15 protein-coding genes are annotated in these 16,529 nt (G+C 68.9%); 9 read left to right on the top strand and 6 right to left on the bottom strand.

What is annotated here, in order from left to right:
- Positions 1 to 115 precede the first annotated feature (115 nt).
- A complete protein-coding gene (locus OG787_RS29595) occupies positions 116 to 1,489 on the top strand; it encodes an LCP family protein (protein ID WP_405537103.1) in 1,374 nt (457 codons plus the stop codon).
- Positions 1,490 to 1,704: 215 nt separating this feature from the next.
- On the opposite strand, the gene OG787_RS29590 is transcribed toward OG787_RS29595, so the two are convergent.
- Positions 1,705 to 2,253 (bottom strand): acyl-CoA thioesterase, encoded by a 549-nt coding sequence (locus OG787_RS29590; RefSeq protein ID WP_369034626.1) that lies wholly within the window; start codon positions 2,251 to 2,253, stop codon positions 1,705 to 1,707.
- A 119-nt stretch (positions 2,254 to 2,372) separates the two neighbouring features.
- Between OG787_RS29590 and OG787_RS29585 the strand changes: the two genes are divergently transcribed.
- Together OG787_RS29585 and OG787_RS29580 are read left to right on the top strand one after the other, a co-directional pair.
- A complete protein-coding gene (locus OG787_RS29585) occupies positions 2,373 to 3,641 on the top strand; it encodes an LCP family protein (RefSeq protein ID WP_405537102.1) in 1,269 nt (422 codons plus the stop codon).
- Between the two features lie 1,157 nt (positions 3,642 to 4,798).
- Entirely contained in the window at positions 4,799 to 4,975 is a 177-nt protein-coding gene (locus tag OG787_RS29580) for a hypothetical protein (protein ID WP_369034624.1), read from the top strand.
- A gap of 787 nt (positions 4,976 to 5,762) precedes the next feature.
- Here the strand turns inward: OG787_RS29580 and OG787_RS29575 are convergent.
- From OG787_RS29575 to OG787_RS29565, 3 genes are all read right to left on the bottom strand, one after another.
- Positions 5,763 to 6,803 (bottom strand): tyrosine-type recombinase/integrase, encoded by a 1,041-nt coding sequence (locus tag OG787_RS29575; RefSeq protein WP_405537100.1) that lies wholly within the window; start codon positions 6,801 to 6,803, stop codon positions 5,763 to 5,765.
- Positions 6,769 to 7,347, bottom strand: a complete 579-nt coding sequence (locus OG787_RS29570) for a hypothetical protein (RefSeq protein WP_405537099.1) — start codon at positions 7,345 to 7,347, stop codon at positions 6,769 to 6,771. The genes OG787_RS29575 and OG787_RS29570 overlap by 35 nt, the downstream gene beginning before the upstream one ends.
- Positions 7,348 to 7,507: 160 nt before the next feature.
- Positions 7,508 to 8,665 (bottom strand): acyl-CoA dehydrogenase family protein, encoded by a 1,158-nt coding sequence (locus tag OG787_RS29565; RefSeq protein ID WP_369034621.1) that lies wholly within the window; start codon positions 8,663 to 8,665, stop codon positions 7,508 to 7,510.
- Between the two features lie 237 nt (positions 8,666 to 8,902).
- Between OG787_RS29565 and OG787_RS29560 the strand changes: the two genes are divergently transcribed.
- From OG787_RS29560 to OG787_RS29535, 6 genes are all read left to right on the top strand, one after another.
- A complete protein-coding gene (locus OG787_RS29560) occupies positions 8,903 to 10,246 on the top strand; it encodes a UDP-glucose dehydrogenase family protein (RefSeq protein ID WP_405537098.1) in 1,344 nt (447 codons plus the stop codon).
- Positions 10,247 to 10,688: 442 nt separating this feature from the next.
- Positions 10,689 to 11,366, top strand: coding sequence for a hypothetical protein (locus OG787_RS29555; protein WP_405537096.1), 678 nt, complete (start codon positions 10,689 to 10,691; stop codon positions 11,364 to 11,366).
- Positions 11,363 to 12,736, top strand: a complete 1,374-nt coding sequence (locus OG787_RS29550; RefSeq protein ID WP_369034618.1) for a copper resistance CopC/CopD family protein — start codon at positions 11,363 to 11,365, stop codon at positions 12,734 to 12,736. Before OG787_RS29555 ends, OG787_RS29550 begins: the two co-directional genes overlap by 4 nt.
- A 37-nt stretch (positions 12,737 to 12,773) precedes the next feature.
- Positions 12,774 to 13,874 carry a plastocyanin/azurin family copper-binding protein gene (locus tag OG787_RS29545; protein ID WP_405537095.1) on the top strand — a complete coding sequence of 367 codons (1,101 nt, stop codon included), beginning with the start codon at positions 12,774 to 12,776 and terminating at the stop codon, positions 13,872 to 13,874.
- 132 nt (positions 13,875 to 14,006) lie between these two features.
- Positions 14,007 to 14,528 carry a hypothetical protein gene (locus tag OG787_RS29540; RefSeq protein WP_369034616.1) on the top strand — a complete coding sequence of 174 codons (522 nt, stop codon included), beginning with the start codon at positions 14,007 to 14,009 and terminating at the stop codon, positions 14,526 to 14,528.
- On the top strand, positions 14,525 to 15,292 hold the full coding sequence (locus tag OG787_RS29535; protein WP_369034615.1) for a plastocyanin/azurin family copper-binding protein: 768 nt from the start codon (positions 14,525 to 14,527) through the stop codon (positions 15,290 to 15,292). Before OG787_RS29540 ends, OG787_RS29535 begins: the two co-directional genes overlap by 4 nt.
- Positions 15,293 to 15,417: 125 nt before the next feature.
- Here the strand turns inward: OG787_RS29535 and OG787_RS29530 are convergent, their stop codons facing one another.
- Both OG787_RS29530 and OG787_RS29525 read right to left on the bottom strand, forming a co-directional pair.
- Positions 15,418 to 15,870, bottom strand: coding sequence for a nuclear transport factor 2 family protein (locus OG787_RS29530; protein ID WP_405537094.1), 453 nt, complete (start codon positions 15,868 to 15,870; stop codon positions 15,418 to 15,420).
- A 51-nt stretch (positions 15,871 to 15,921) separates the two neighbouring features.
- Entirely contained in the window at positions 15,922 to 16,434 is a 513-nt protein-coding gene (locus tag OG787_RS29525; protein WP_369034613.1) for a CGNR zinc finger domain-containing protein, read from the bottom strand.
- Positions 16,435 to 16,529: the final 95 nt, after the last annotated feature.

The following is a 16,529-nucleotide window of genomic DNA, read 5'->3' as shown; positions in this document are numbered from 1 at the left end:
GCCTTCGCGGAGGTGTCCCCCCATGCCCGCATCCCCCGGTTCCCCCCAGCGCCGGCCACGGCCGTCGTCCGGGCGTCCGCGTCCCCCCGTACGGCGGAAGAAGCCACGCTGGGCCATGCGGGCGGTGACGACGCTGTCCGTCGTGGTGCTCGCCGCGGCCGGGATCGGGCACTCGGTGGTCAGCAGCCTCGACGCCGACATCGCTCGGGTCGACCCCTTCAAGGACATGAAGAACCGGCCACGGGCGGGCCACGGCATGAACGTGCTGCTCGTCGGCACGGACAGCCGCGAGAAGATCTCGGAGCGGGAGCGGCGCAGGTACCGGCTAGGCGGCGCGCCCTGTCACTGCACCGACACGATGATGATCGTGCACATCTCGGAGGACCGGGAGCGGGCGAGTGTCGTCAGCCTGCCGCGCGACTCGTACGCCGTGACGCCCCCGCACACCGACCGGACCACCGGGCACCGGCACGGCGGACACGTCATCAAGCTGAACGCGGCGTACGCGGAGGGCGGGCCGAACCTCACCGTGCGGACGGTGGAGCACATGACGCACGTGAAGATCGACCACTATCTGGAGATCGACTTCACCAGCTTCATGAAGACGGTGGATGTGCTGGGGGGTGTCGAGATCTGTGCGACGCGTCCGCTGAAGGACTCGTACACGGGCCTGAATCTGGCTGCCGGAAAGCATGAGCTGAATGGCGGCGAGGCCTTGCAGTACGTCCGCTCCCGGCACGCCGACGGGTCCTCCGACCTGGGGCGGATGCAGCGCCAGCAGCGCTTCATGGCGGCGCTGATCGCGCAGTCCACGTCGTCGGGTGTCCTCTTGAACCCGATGAAGTTCCGGGACATCACGCGGGCGGTGCTCGGGTCGGTGCGGGCGGACAAGGAGTTCGGTACGGGTGAGCTGCTGGACCTCGGGCGGGCGATGCGGAACTTCTCGCCGGCGTCGTCGGAGTTCACGACCGTGCCGATCGGGCGGATGGGGTTCGCCGTGAAGGGGATCGGGTCGACGTTGAAGTGGGACGCGGCGAAGTCGGGGCGGTTGTTCCGGGCGCTGCGGGAGGACGAGCCGCTTGCGGTGCGGCGGGCGCCCGGGGGCGGGGGCGGCCACGGTAAGGGCGGTGCGCCGGTTCGGGTGGAGGTGGCGCCGCAGCAGATTCGGGTGCAGGTGGAGAACGGGACGCGTACGGCGGGGCTGGGGCGGAAGGTGGATCGGGAGTTGGCGGGGGCCGGGTTTCGGACTACTCGGGTGCCGGTGAATGCGCGGGGGCGGGAGGCGGGGCGGACGGTGGTCGCGTACGACCCTCGGTGGGATAGGTCGGCCAGGTCGTTGGCGGCTGCGTTGCCGGGGAGTTCGTTGCGGGTGGTGCGGGGGCAGGGGGCTGTGATGCGGGTGACTGTGGGGGTGGATTATCGGGGGGTGCGGAAGGTTCGGGTGGGGGAGTTCGGGGTTACTACGGGGGATGAGGTGGGGTGCCGGTAGGCATTTTTCTCGCCCCCGCCGCCCCTACCCGTTCCCATCCCTGGGGGCTGCGCCCCCAGACCCCCCTTTGTCCTCAAACGCCGGACGGGCTGGATAGTCAGCCCGTTGGGGGTCCCCCCTCTGGGGGAGTTTGAGGACAAGGCCCCTTCAGGGCCGGGCGGCAGCCCCCGAGGGATGGGAACGGGTAGGGGCGGCGGGGGCGAAGAAAAGTCCCCTCAGTCGTCCAAGCCCTCCGCCGCTCTGCGTTCCCTCAGTTCCACGATCGCCCTCCGCCGCGCCAAGCGGTGGGTGCGGCGGATCTGGGCCTCCTGGTAGCGGCGGTCGTCGCGTTCCGTTTCCGGGAGGACCGGAGGGACGCGGCGCGGCTTGCCTTCGGCGTCGACCGCCGCGAAGACCAGGTACGCCGACCCGACCTGCGTCGCCGGCGTCGACTCGTTCCAGCGCTCGGCGAGGACCCGTACCCCGACCTCCATGGAGGTCCGGCCGGTCCAGTTGACCTGGGCCTTGACGTGGACCAGGTCACCCACCCGCACCGGCTCCAGGAACGCCATCTCGTCCATCGACGCCGTGACCGCGGGGCCGCCCGAATGACGTCCGGCCACCGCGCCCGCCGCGTCGTCGACCAGTTTCATGATCACCCCGCCGTGCACCGTACCGAGAAGGTTGGTGTCGGCGTGGGTCATGATGTGGCTGAGGGTCGTCCGGGAGGCGGAGGTCGGCTTGCCCGGGGGCGCCGCATCTGCGCCGGTGGCCTGGTCTGTCATGGCCCTCACCTTATGCCGGACGTACACATGGGCGATTTGTGTCAGCTTCGCAACAGCCCTGCTCCTAATTTCCTTCGACCCTTGTATAGGACACACCCCGGCACTGCACACTGGTCGGCATGAACGATTGGCCTGACGCGTGGTCCGACGACAACCGCAACAACCGGTACGGTCGCGGCAGCGCGAACGCACAGCCCGAGGGTGCGCGCGTGATGCGGCAGGTCCAGGGCAACCAGTACGGACAGGGGCCCTCGGCGCCGCCGTACGGTGGCGGGGTCCCGCAGCAGCAGCCGTACGGCGGTGACTCCTACGGGAACCCGAGCGGCAGCGACTACAACACCGGGCAGGTCTACGGCGGTGGTGGTGCCGGTGCCGTGGGGGGCAATGGTCATGGCGGCCGTCCTGCGCCCAACTGGCGCAAGCGGATCAAGTGGACCGCGATCACCCTGGTCACGCTGCTGGTCGTGGTGTCCGTCAGTACGTACTTCTGGGCCGACTCCAAGCTGAACCGCGAGGTCGACCTGTCGAAGGTCATCGACCGGCCGGACACGGGCAAGGGCACGAACTACCTCATCGTCGGTTCCGACAGCCGCGCGGGGCTGTCCGACGAGGAGAAGAAGAAGCTGCGTACGGGCTCCGCCGCGGGCCAGCGCACGGACTCGATGATGATCCTGCACACCGGCGACAACGGCCCGACCCTCATCTCCCTCCCCCGTGACTCGGACGTGGAGATCCCCACCTTCGTGGGCTCCGAGTCCGGCAAGACCTTCAAGGGCACGGGCCGGCACGTGAAGCTGAACGCGGCGTACGCGGAGGACGGGCCCGAACTGCTCGTCCGTACCGTCGAGTTCAACACCGGGCTGCGCATCGACCACTACGTCGAGATCGGCTTCGCCGGCTTCGCGAACATCGTGGACGCCGTGGGCGGTGTGGAGCTGACCATCCCCAAGGGCGGGATGAAGGACACCAAGTCCGGCGCCAACTTCACGGCGGGCAAGCAGACCCTCAACGGCGAGCAGGCCCTGGCCTTCGTCCGTACCCGGTACGCCCTCGCGGGCAGCGACCTGGACCGTACGAAGAACCAGCAGAAGTTCCTCGCGGCCCTGGCGAGCCAGACGGCGACGCCGAGCACACTGCTGAACCCCTTCAAGCTGTACCCCACGATGAGCGCGGGCCTCGACACCCTGGTCGTCGACAAGGACATGAGCCTGTTCGACCTGGCCGACATGTTCTGGGCGATGAAGGGCGTCACCGGCGGCAACGGCAAGTCCATGAACATGCCGCTCGCGGGCTCGACCGGCGGCAACCTCCTCTGGGACAAGACGAAGGTGAAGACCCTGGTGACCGAACTGAAGAACGACGAGAAGGTCACGGTCACCGGTAACTAACTGAGAACACAGTGACGATCAGCATCCACCATCGACTGGAACTTCCGTGACCGGAGCAGTCGTGTGCGCGCTCCGCCACCACTACCAAGGGCCCGACGTTTCACGTCGGGCCCTTGGTAGTGGTGGCGGAGCGCTGGGAACACTCAGCGAGTCGCGCAGGCTCGCGCGTCGATTTCCATTCCGCCGATCGGCGCTCTGTTCAGGGCTATTCACTGCCGCCCACCAGAGGAAGCCCAAGGAGGTCAGCACACAAGTCAGTTGCAGCTAAAACAGTACTCAGGCTGTTGTAGACACCCAGCCATCGCAATGTTCGACAGAGGTACCGCCAGAGTGCCCTCGGCATGCCCTGAACTTCAGGTTGTAGCCTTCCGTCAAGTCCTTGAACTTCCACCGGGACTCACCGGCCCCCAAGTTCATCCAAATATCTCCACCCCGCACGAGCGTGCCACTCCTGTTGTAGAGACGCCATTGGGCGACAGCAGAAAAGCCATCTGCTCTATTGTCGGAGACGAAGAACGAGTCTCCATTCTTCTGAAACGCCGCATTCGAGTCTTCGTTGGGACCATAGGACCAGACGGCCGACCCGCTAGCGGCTGGACTGAGTGCGGTGGCGAAGTCCTTCTCCCACGTAATGGCAGACGCCTGAGTGGAAAGAAGCACAAAAGCTCCTACTGCGGCAGAAACGACCGCCGCTATGCGCCTCTTGCGCATACATCCTCCCTGAGAAAATTTCCAATTTCGACAATCACCTTAGCGCAAGCAAGGAAATTGTCAAATGAATTGAAAAATGCCGACACCGGCCCACGAAATGCCCCGATCTATCGGATATTGTTCATCTTGCACGTTTTTTGAGGTCGGCACACGAAGGTGCCATAGAGGTCACCACGACGTTCCCGGTGAGCCTCCTGGCAGTTTGCCCGCAATGTTCCCGAGGGTGTCGGGGTGAGCCGTCTCATGATGCTGCGGAGACGCCCGCTTCCACGAACCGGATCCCGCATGATGAGCCGGTGCCAGGCCGGGGCGAAGATCTGGTCCCAGGGCCAGGTGCAGTTGATCCGCAGCCATCGGCGTCGGGCGAGGTGAGCGGGAACGCTGTTGAGGCGGAATCGGATGGTGTCGGGCTCGACGCGCACCAGGTCGTACAGGGTGAGCAAGCGATGCCCCGCATGTGCCGGATGTTCGTGGCGACCACCAAGTACCTCCAGCCGCTCTTCAGTTCCAACGCGGTCAGTTTCTTGGTGTGCCGCCCCGAGGGGCGGACCCGGCAGACAGCAGCCGCTTCCCCTGCGGCCAGCAGCGCGTGTTCAAGCCTGGTCAACTCGGCGACGCTGTAGCCCTCCTGGATGTCGCTGTCCTGGCGCAGGGAGCCCTCCCATGCCTTGGCCGGGAGCTTGGTGATCGCGGTCTCGTCGTCCTCGGTGATGGTTCAACCAGCCAGGGGAAGCCGCCGGGTCGCCGGTACAGCAGCGACCGAACACGGCGGCGGACCTGGGCACGGGCCTTGGTGATGCGGTTCAGGGCGGGCTCGTCGAGCGCGGCCGGCGTCCTGTGCACGGTGGAGTCCGAGGCCGCGGCCGCAGCAGGGCGGTGTGGTGGGCCTGGAAGTGTTCGGCCTCGGACAAGTTCTTCGCCCTACGTGCGATTGCCCCGGCCAAGCCGAGCAGCACATCCGCGCGGTCGCGCCAAGTCGCGCACCGGCCACAGTCGCCGCAGTCCGTCGGTCAGTCCGACCCGGCCTGCGACATGGTGCTGCGCCACCTCAGCCTGCCCGACCAGGCCCTTCCCGTCGGCAGCCACGGACATCCGCCGATCCCACCCTGTACTCACCCGCCGGGAACGTGCACCTGTTCTCGCAGCGGATACAACGTCACAATCGCATCCTTGCAGGCCAGAGGCACCTTCATCTCAACTGGCCGTCAGACCTCCCAGGCAGGGCGAATACCCGAGGTTGGCAAGCCTGCGGCCTCTGCTCACCAGGTACGACGGTAGGGAGGTCGCCGAGGCCGCCTCGCTCGTTCTCTGAGCCCATGAACAATAGGGCGCCGTCGAGTTCAGGGGTGCCCGTCCACTGGCGTAGCCGGTCGGTGTCGGTCCGCAAAGCAGGGTCATGGTGAGCGACTGTCACGCCACGCTGAACAGCCCTGTTGTCCGCCCCACACCTTCCGCTGGGCGCGCAAGCCCGAGCGCGCCGTCCATGGCCAACCGAGCGCGGTCCAGAGCATCCGGCATGAGGTCCCCGTAATACCGCTCCGTGAAAGTGACGGATGAGTGGCCGAGCCACGCGGAGACCTCTGTCACCGGCACGCCCTGAGACAGCAGAGACGCAGCGTAGAAGTGCCGGAAACTGTGCGGTTTGAAGTAGTCGACGTCGGCTGCGGCCAATGCGGGCTTCCAGATCCTGGAGTACCAGTATTGCTGGTACAACAAGCCGGTGCCGGTGACGTTGCTGAACAACAGCTCTTCCGGACCCCAGGTTTCGTACTGCCTGAGGTGCCTGCGTACGGCCATGGACACCACCTCGGGAAGTGGGACGCTACGTCCCCTGTCCCCTTCCTCGCGCCATTTGACGTGACGAAGCTGCATCCTGCCGCACTTCCCCGATCCGGTGTCGCCGTCGCAGGCGACCTGCCGGTCGACGACAAGTGTCCTGTCCTTGAAGTGGATCCGGTCACGCCCGACACCCATGGCCTCGCCGAGCCGGAGGCCGCACCCTGCCATGAGCCAGAACATGCCGCGATACCGGTCAGGCGCCGCACCGATGACAGCGTGTACCACATCTGGGCTAGGAATGTGCACCTCGGCCCGCTGATCCCGATGCTCCCTCGCACGACTAAACGGGAGGCCGACTCCCTTGCAAGGATTGGTCGCAGCCATTCCCTCATCCTTGGCCCACGCGAAAACGGACATGAGGATGTTGAAGCGGAACCTCGTCGTGGACGGTTTGTACGCCCGCGTATGCATCATCCATGTGACCCACTCCTCGATATCCGCCGGAACGAGCGTCCCTATGGCTCGCGTCCCGAAGAACGGGGCAATGCTTCGGCTCAGCATCGTCCTGTACTGCTTGACACTGCTGTTCTCCAAGCCACGTGTTGTCGCCCATCGCTCGAAGACCACGACAAGTAACTCATTTCCCGTCGGGCCGGTCTCGGTTCGGCTCACGTTCTTCCCCCTCCAGACATCGCCTGGCCTTACTGGTCAGACGGTCAGCGGGCTTCCCCGGCGACCCATCGAGGAACCCCATTGCGCGCGCCCGGCGAATACGGCCGCTGATGGTGTTCCGGCTCATCCCCCACGCTGTCGCCAACCGCGTGATCGGGCTCCGGTATCCCTGCTCCACCAAACGGATGTACTCGCGAGACATCAGGGCGTAGTCGTGATCGGTCTCGACCCTGTCGAGTACGGCACCAGCTTGCGAACCGTCGATCGCACCGCCCAGTCGCGCGCGTAGCTCCTTCGTCGTCCTGCGGATCTCCGCCATGGAGATGGACCGCATGAGTTCCGCCGTGATGCCGTCCGTTCCGACCACGGAATCGAGATCAGTCGGCGGATCAATACGAAGGCTGGAAGGACCGTCCCACGGTGCACCCAGGATGCTCACCACGGTCAGCCTCCAGCCGTGCAACTCGGCCTCATGGACGAGTTGCTCTCCGTCCACGCGCCATCCCTCGGGCAGTTCGACGTCGTCTTCGCGTTCGCTGGTCACCTCTCGAACGTAGCGCGACACACAGCAGCCGCCACGTGCCGGGTGGCCCCCGGACACACATGAAGCATACGACGTGAAACACGACTCCATCCAGGTTTCGTGTCCTCCTGTAAGGCAAAGGCAGGCGCCCCGAAGGGCGCCTGCCTTCGCGCACGTCCCCTTACGGCAGGTTGCGGGCCATGACCACCCGCTGGATCTGATTCGTCCCCTCGTACAGCTGCGTGATCTTCGCGTCGCGCATCATGCGCTCCACCGGATAGTCACGCGTGTAGCCGTAGCCGCCGAGGAGCTGGACAGCATCCGTGGTCACTTCCATCGCCACGTCCGAGGCAAAGCACTTGGCGGCGGCCCCGAAGAAGGTCAGGTCGCTGTCGCCCCGCTCCGACTTCGCTGCCGCCGAGTACGTCAGCTGACGAGCCGCCTCCAGCTTCATCGCCATGTCGGCCAGCATGAACTGGATGCCCTGGAAGTCGGCGATCGGCTTGCCGAACTGCTTGCGCTCCTTGACGTACCCCTTGGCGTAGTCGAGGGCGCCCTGCGCGATGCCCAGCGCCTGCGCGGCGATCGTGATGCGGGTGTGGTCCAGGGTCTTCATCGCGGTGGCGAAGCCCGTGCCCTCCTCGCCGATCATGCGGTCGGCCGGGATACGGACGTTGTCGAGGTAGACCTCGCGGGTCGGGGAGCCCTTGATGCCGAGCTTCTTCTCGGGGGCGCCGAAGGAGACGCCCTCGTCGGACTTCTCGACGACGAAGGCCGAGATGCCCTTGCTGCGCTTGGTGGGGTCGGTGACCGCCATCACCGTGTAGTACTCGGACTCGCCCGCGTTGGTGATCCAGCGCTTCACGCCGTTGAGGACCCAGAAGTCGCCGTCACGGACCGCCTTCGTCTTCATGCCGGCCGCGTCCGAGCCCGCGTCGGGCTCCGAGAGGCAGTACGAGAACATGCCGTCGCCCTTGGCGAGGGGCGTCATGTACTTCTTCTTCAGCTCCTCCGAGCCGGACAGGATCACCGGGAGGGAGCCCAGCTTGTTGACCGCGGGAATCAGGGAGGAGCTGGCACAGACACGCGCCACCTCCTCGATCACGATCACGGTCGCCAGCGCGTCCGCGCCCGCGCCGCCGTACGACTCCGGTACGTGCACCGCGTGCAGGTCACCCGCGACCAGCGCGTCGTGGGCCTCCTGCGGGAAGCGGGCTTCCTCGTCCACGGCTGCGGCGTACGGCAGGATCTTCGCCTCGGCCAGGGAGCGGATCGCGTCGCGGAGCATGTCGTGCTCCTCGGACGGGCGGTACAGGTCGAAATCAGCCGATCCGGCCAAGGTCTCTCACGCTCCAAAGACGCTGTAACTGTATGACTGACGCTAACTACCGTTAAGTAACACGCTCGGTAACCCAAATTTTAGGGGCCTGTCCACGTGAGTGATACGTGAGCTTGGCGACAGGGGGAGATCACAGGGGAAATCTGCCCGGTGAGGGGCCCTGAAACGCCCCGACTATGCTCGTCCATCGCACGTTCGACCCGACGGCACGTACGACCCAGACCCCAGGAGCAACCCATGGCTCTCAAGATCACCGTGATCGGCACCGGATATCTCGGCGCCACCCACGCCGCCGCCATGGCCGAACTCGGCTTCGAGGTGCTGGCGCTGGACGTCGTCGAGGAGAAGATCGACCTGCTGCGGCGCGCGCAGGCCCCCATGTACGAGCCCGGGCTCGAAGAGCTGCTGCGCAAGCATGTCGCGGGGATCGAGGGGTCCACCGGGCGACTGCGCTTCACCATGGACTGGGCCGAGGTCGCCGCCTTCGGCGACATCCACTTCGTCTGCGTGAACACCCCGCAGAAGCACGGCGAGTACGCCTCTGACATGTCGTACGTCGACTCCGCGATCGAGTCCCTCGCCCCGCATCTCACCTCCCCCGCCCTCGTCGTCGGCAAGTCGACCGTGCCCGTCGGCTCGGCGGACCGGCTCGCCAGGATGATCACCGGGCTCGCCCCCGTCGGCGCGGACGCCGAGCTGGCCTGGAACCCGGAGTTCCTCCGCGAGGGCTTCGCCGTCCAGGACACGCTGCACCCCGACCGGCTCGTGGTCGGCGTCCGTAGCGAGCGGGCCGAGAAGCTGCTGCGCGAGGTGTACGCCACGCCGATCGAGGAGGGCACGCCGTTCATCGTCACCGACTTCCCGACCGCCGAACTGGTGAAGACCTCCGCGAACTCCTTCCTGGCCACCAAGATCTCGTTCATCAACGCCATGGCGGAGGTCTGCGAGGCCGCCGACGGGGATGTGGCGAAGCTGGCGGAGGCGATCGGGTACGACGACCGGATCGGCAAGAAGTTCCTGCGGGCCGGGATCGGCTTCGGCGGCGGCTGCCTGCCCAAGGACATCCGCGCCTTCATGGCGCGCGCCGGTGAGCTGGGCGCCGACCAGGCGCTGACCTTCCTGCGCGAGATCGACTCGATCAACATGCGCCAGCGCGGCCAGATGGTGGAGCTGGCCCGGCAGGCGCTGGGCGGCGGCCCCTTCCTCGGCAAGCGGGTCGCGGTGCTCGGCGCCACCTTCAAGCCCGACTCGGACGACGTCCGTGACTCGCCGGCCCTCAACGTCGCCGGCCAGATCCACCTCCAGGGCGGCCAGGTGACGGTGTACGACCCGAAGGGCATGACCAACGCCCGGCGGCTCTTCCCGACGCTCGCGTACGCCGACACGGCCCTGGAGGCCGTACGGGGCGCCGACGCCGTACTCCACCTGACCGAGTGGCGCGAGTTCCGCGAGCTGGACCCGGCGGCGCTGGGCGAGGCGGTGGCCCACCGGCTGGTCCTGGACGGGCGCAACGCCCTCGACCCGGAACTGTGGCGGAAGGCCGGGTGGACGTACCGGGCAATGGGGCGTCCTACCGCCTGACGTTCACCGATCGGGTTTTTCGCGGTCGCACGGAATTCTCGACCTCGCCGAATTCCCAACGGTTGGCAAATTCCGGGGTGGACGTCGCGCCCTGAGGTCCCGATAAACCGCACACTCGGGCACCTCACCCTCGCGGCGGATCCTCCGGGGCCCAGGCGCGACGGCCCGCGACCTGGCATATGCCATCTCCGCAGAATCCCCAGAACTGATTCGAATTCCATTCGAGCAATGTGTGGGAACTGGTATTCCGTCTGCGCGAATCCTCCACGATCACATTGCGCGTATTGACAGCGTTCTCGACCCATCTCACAGCGGGGACACCCCCGAAAGAGAGGTGGGCAACAGTTAGTTAACTGGCGCGTAGTCAAGTGGAATCCGCACCGCCCTCCAATGGTCCGCATTCACCGATCGGAATGACCGGACCATGCCAGGGAGCGTGATCATGCCCGTGTTCCGCAGGGCGGAGTGGCCGAGGGACCATCGTGACGAGTTCGTCGCGGGGGCTCTGGTCGGGGCGGTGGTGATCGTGCTCGGCTACGCGTCGGGCATCGGCGCCTCCACGGCCTCCGGCTCCGCCGAGGCCGCCGCTCCCCCGTCGTCGCTCCCCGCGGCCACGGCACCGCCGAACTCCGCGCCGGGCGACTCCGGCGCCCAGGCACCGGGCAGCGGCACGGGCATGGACATGGGCGGGGGCACCGGCAGCGGCAGCGGCTGGGCGGGCCAAGTGCCGGTCGGTACCGGGCAGTTGCCGGTGTACGGCGACACGGGCACGGGCTCCGGCGACGGCACCGCCGGTCACGGGGGCCATACCGGGCACGGCACCTCCCCGACCCCGACGCCCACCACTCCTCCCGTCTCCTCCTCCCCCTCCCCGTCGCCCTCCGACTCCGCGCCGCCCACCGACGACGCCACCTGCGCCGACGGCGAGGTACGGCTCGTGGCGCCCATCCTCACCGGCATCACCCAGCCGCTGTTCGGCCTCCTCAACGGCACGGACGCCGACGAGACGCCCGAGCCGACGGCCTCCCCGTGCATCGGGCTCGCCCCGCTCTCCTCCCTCCTCGGCGGTTCCGCCCCGGCCTCCCCCTCCGCGTCCCCGCTGCCGGAGGCCACCCCGTGACCCGCCTCCGCACGCTCCTCCCGCTCCTCCTCGCCGTCCTCCTCTGCGGCCTGGTAGTCGGCGCGACCCCCGCCGCCGCCCACACCGAGCTGGTCCGCTCGGTCCCGAAGGACGGCGCGAAGCTCGCCAAGGCCCCCGACCACCTCACCCTCACCTTCGACGAGCCCGTCGACCTCGCCGACGTACGCGCCATGACCCCCGACGGCGACCGGCTCCCGGTGACCCGTCCGCCGCACGGCAGCGCCGACACCGTGCGGATCGCCACCGGCAGCCCGGCCGGCGGCACGCTCTTCGTCGTCTGGTCGGTCGTCGACATGGAGGACGGGCACGCCTCCTCCGGCCGGCTCGCCTTCGCCATCGGTGCGACGGCGAGTGCGGCGGGCGCCCAGGACCGCGGCGACGAGGCCGCAGCCGCCCCTTCCCCCTCGCCCCTGGTGCGGAAGGGCCTCGTCGCCGCTCGCTGGACCGGGTATCTCTCGCTGGCCGTGTTCGTCGGCGGGCTCGCCTTCGTCGCGCTGCTGTGGCCGCGCGGCGCGGAGGCGTCCCGGGCGCGGGCGCTGCTCACGCTGGCCTGGGTTTGCGGGCTGCTGTCGACGGTCGCGGGCATCGGCCTCCAGGGCGCGTACTCCCCCACGCTCGACTTCGCTCGCGCGGGGGGACCCCCACCCTTCGGCGGCCTGCGGGACGCGCTGCGCCCGGCGTCGTACACCGAGGTGCTCACCACCGAGCCCGGGGTCGCGCTCGCCGCGCGCGGGCTGCTCTGGGTGCTCGCGGCGGTCGTGCTGAGCGCGCTGTTGCAGGGCGGGGCCGCCACCTCGCGCTCGCCCGGCTGGCGGGTGGGTGCCCTCGCCGTGGCGCTCGGGCTGCTGCGGACGACCGGTATGCGCGGACACAGTTCGGAGGGCAGCGACCCGACCTGGGGTGCGGTCGCCGACCTCGTCCATCTGCTCGGGGCGGCCCTGTGGATCGGCGGCCTCGTCATGCTGACGGTGGCCGTGCTGCCGCGCCGGGAGCCCGTCGAACTGGCGGCGGTGGTGCCCGGCTACTCGCGGCTCGCCGCCGGCTCGGTCGCCGCGATCGCCGTCGCCGGGCTGGTGCTCGCGTGGCAGGTCGTGGGGTCGTACGACGCCCTGCTGCACACCTCGTACGGGCAGTTGCTGCTGGTCAAGACCGCCGTGCTCGGGGGTGTCCTGCTGGCCGCCCAGTGCAGCCGCCAGTGGGTGCGCACCCGCCTCGATCTCGCCGTGCTGCTGCGCGGCGACGCCGCCACCGTGCGGCCCTTCGGTTACTCGGTCGCGGCCGAGACGGGGCTCGTCCTCGTCGTGCTCGCCGTGACGAGTCTGCTGGTCACTGCCGATCCCGGCCAGTGAACCCCCCTGAAACCCCCCTGAAAAACAAGGAGTTGTTGTGAAACGCACCGACGAAACCGGCGAGCGCGCATCGCGTCGCGGGTCGCCCGCCGGGAACCGGCCCCTGCTGGTCGCGGGGCTCGGCGCGGCCTTCGCCGCCGTACTCAGCCTGGGACTGCTCCAGGCGGCCTCGGGCAGCACCACGGCCACCAGCACCTCGGACACGGCGGCGGGCGCGGCTCAGGCGCCCGCAGCCGCGGCGGCCGAGGTGCAGCAGGCGGCGGCGGCAGCGCCCGACCAACAGATCGACATCATGAACAACAAGTTCGGCGACGGTAAGCAGCTGGTCGTCGAGGTCGGCGAGACCGTGCGCTGGACCAACCACGACAGCGTGCCGCACACGGTCACCACCACGAAGGGCCCGAAGAAGTTCGACTCGGGCACGCTGGCGCAGGGCGACTCCTGGTCGTACACCTTCACCACGGCCGGCACGTACGAGTACTACTGCGCGGTCCACCCGGACATGGTCGCGTCGGTGAAGGTCGTCGCGGCCGACAGCGGCACGACGGGCGGCACCACGGGTGGCTCGACGGGCGGTACGACCGGGGGTACGACGGGTGGCTCCACCGGTGGCACCACCACTGGTGGTACGACGGGTGGCTCGACCGGCGGAACGACCGGTGGGTCGACCTCGGGCGGCAGCAGCACCGGTGGCACGACCACCGGCGGTACCAGCACGGGCGGCTCGACCGGTGGCAGCACCGGCAGCACGGGCGGTACCGGCGGCGGTGACGGCGGCGACGAGCAGTGCGCCAGCGTCCAGGACGTGCTGCTGCCGATCCTCCAGCACATCAACGCCGCGCACCTGGAGCGGTCCCCGGGCCAGCAGGTGCAGGACGCGCTCGCGCTGGACTCGTACATCAAGCTGCACACGGTGTGGGTCGAGACGATCCTGACGCCCGCCCTCGAAGGTGGCGGCACGGTTCTCGACGAGACGCTCAGTGTGCTGCTGGCCCACATCAACTCGGCGCACCTGGAGGAGTCGCTCGGGCAGCAGATCACCGATCTGCTCGACGTCGACAGCTACGTGAAGATGCACACGGTCTGGGCCGAGCACCTGCTCGCGCCCACCGAGGACTTCCTCACCGGCAGCTGCTGACAGGGCTCGCCCAGGGCTCACCCCGAGAAGAAGGACGCCGGTCCGGCCGAGGCTCAGTCGGCCGGACCGGCGCCTGCCCCATTCTCCACAACCCCGCCACACTTCGGGAACCGCTTTCCAAGGAGACCCGGGATGACAACCGTCACCCTGCCCACCGCCACCGCCTCCGTACTGCCGCTTCCCGGCCGGTACGCCGTGGCCCCCGACCGCTCGCTCGTCGAACTCACCAGCTGGTACGGCCCGTTGCCCACCCGCCGCCGACGTGTCACCCTCACCGACGCCTCCCTGACCGTGCCCGACGCCCTCACCGATCCCGAAGACCTCCCCTCCCTCCGCTTCGAGTTCGCAGGGCTCGACCAGGCAGACGGCACACCCGCCACCCACGTAGCCCTCACCACCCTCACCTCCGACACCGTCGAACTCCTCGACGGCGGAGGGAAGCTGCAAGTCACCGGCGACCTGAATCTGCGCGGCGTCCGCTTCCCCGCCCTGCTGCGGTTCCGGGTCGTCGAGCGCGCCGACGACCGCCTGCTCGTCGTGGGCACGGCCCGGCTGCCGTACCGCCTCCTGCGCCGCGCGACCGGGTTCCGTCCCGGCCGGCTGCCGCGCCCGGCGACCCGGCTGCGGCTGCTGGTCGCCGCGGAGTTCGCGTGAGGGCGGCCGGCCGGGCGGCACTCGTCCCCGTACTGGCCCTCGTCGCGCTGCTGCTGGCCCTGCCCGGGCAGGCCTCGGCGGCCACCTACCGGGTCACCATGCAGGGGTACGACTTCGCCCCGGCGACCCTGACCGTCCCCGCCGGTTCCACGGTGACCTGGACCAACCAGGACACGGCCCCGCACGATGTGAAGACCACCTCGGGCCCGGTCCAGATCCACTCCCCCATGCTCGACAAGGGCGAGAGCTGGAGCTTCACCTTCACGACGGCCGGTTCGTACGCCTACTACTGCACCGTCCATCCGAACATGACGGCCGGAATCACGGTCCAGGCACCGGCCCCCGCGACCTCGGCGGCCCCGACGCACTCCCACACCCACACGGAACCCACGTCGGGATCGGGCTCGGGATCCGGCACAGGCTCGGGCACGGCGCATCACGGGACCGGTACGAGCCAGTCGACGGCATCGAGCGGCAGAACACAGACGCGCCCGACCTCGGCGGCCTCGGCACCGGCCGCCTCCGGCCGAACGACGCCCAGTCCGGTCACCTCCCCGTCCCCCGCCGCCTCGGCGCCCGCCGGGACGGCTCCCCAGGCCCAGCCCGCCACCTCCACGGCCACCGTCGCCTCGGTACGGCCGCTGGACCCGTTGCTGCTCCTGACGGGGATCGTCGCCGGGATCGCCGTACTGTGCCTGCTGCTGGTGGGGTCGCGGGCCGCCGCGCCGCGGGGGAAGGGCGGCGGGGCCGAGAGCGAGGCATGAGTACTCCGCCGGCTGTGCCGTGATGTGCCGTCGTTCAGCTGCCGCGCCGTCGTGGCTGGTCGCGCCCACGCGGCGGAGCCGCATGTCCGTACGGCACCGCCCCCTTCGGGGCGCTGGCGAAGCGCTCAGCGGCGGGAGTCGTCGCCGAGGGCGGTGACCACGGCCGGCAGGCGGTTCATCGTGTGGGCGACGCGGAGTCCGTCCATGTAGTCGCGGACGTGCACGATCAGGCCGTCGCGGACCCGGATCACCAGCAGGCCGGGGAAGCCGAAGGGGCGGCCGGTCGTGGTCACGGTCCCGGTGACGACCTGCTCGACGGTGATCACCTCGGGGTCCGTGCTGTCGTGGACGACGACGTCACGGATCTCCTCCGGCCGCGCCGGGCTCGCGCCCCAGGCCGCCCGGTATCCGGCGCGGACCTCTTCGCGGCCCTGGTAGCGCTCGGGCATGCCGGGGAAGAGGAACGGGAACTCGTGGACGGCGTCGACCGCGTACAGGTCGGCCAGGTCGTCCGCGGACCCGTCGAGCATCGCCTGCTGGTAGCGGGCGAGGACGTCACGGGGACCGGGGTTCGGCATGACAGGGGCTCCGTTCCGTCGACGCGTGATCCAACTCCCGTACGCAGAAGCCTACTTCGCGCGATAGCGGCGCATCTTCGCGCGGGCCCCGCACACCGACATGGAGCACCAGCGGCGTTTCCCGGCGGGGCTGCGGTCGTAGTACGCCCAGTGGCAGTCGGGCAGTTCGCACGCCTTGAGGCGCAGCCAGGTGCCGTCGGTGAGCGCCTCCGCGACGGCCGCCGCCACCCGGGAGAGCAGTGGCCCCTCGTCGGCGGCGGTGAGCCGGGCCGAGCCGTCCTGGTCGTCGACGGTGACCAGCAGCGGTGCCCGGGAGAGCAGTTGGCCCAGGGGCGTGACGGCGTCGTCGTGCGGCGGATGTCCGGCGTGTGCGAGGCAGACGGCCCGCAGGGACTCCCGTAGCTCCTTCACGGCCGCCAGTTCCCGCTCGCCGATCCCCTGGACGCCGAACGCGGCCCGCCCCTCGGCGGTGTTCAGCGCGTCCCGGTCCGAGTCCAGGCTCCTGGTGTTGACCAGGGCCTCCACGAGGGCCAGTCCACCGGGCGCGGACGCGTTCTCACTCACACAGGTGACGTTACCTCCTAGGCACGGGCATACGGTAACCGCTAGCGTGTGACCGTTACCGTATGGGCACCATCAACAGGTAACAGGGAAACCGA

The organism is Streptomyces sp. NBC_00075 (genome assembly GCF_045041225.1).
Lineage (GTDB): Bacteria > Actinomycetota > Actinomycetes > Streptomycetales > Streptomycetaceae > Streptomyces > Streptomyces adonidis.
This window is presented reverse-complemented; position numbering and strand designations above follow the sequence as displayed.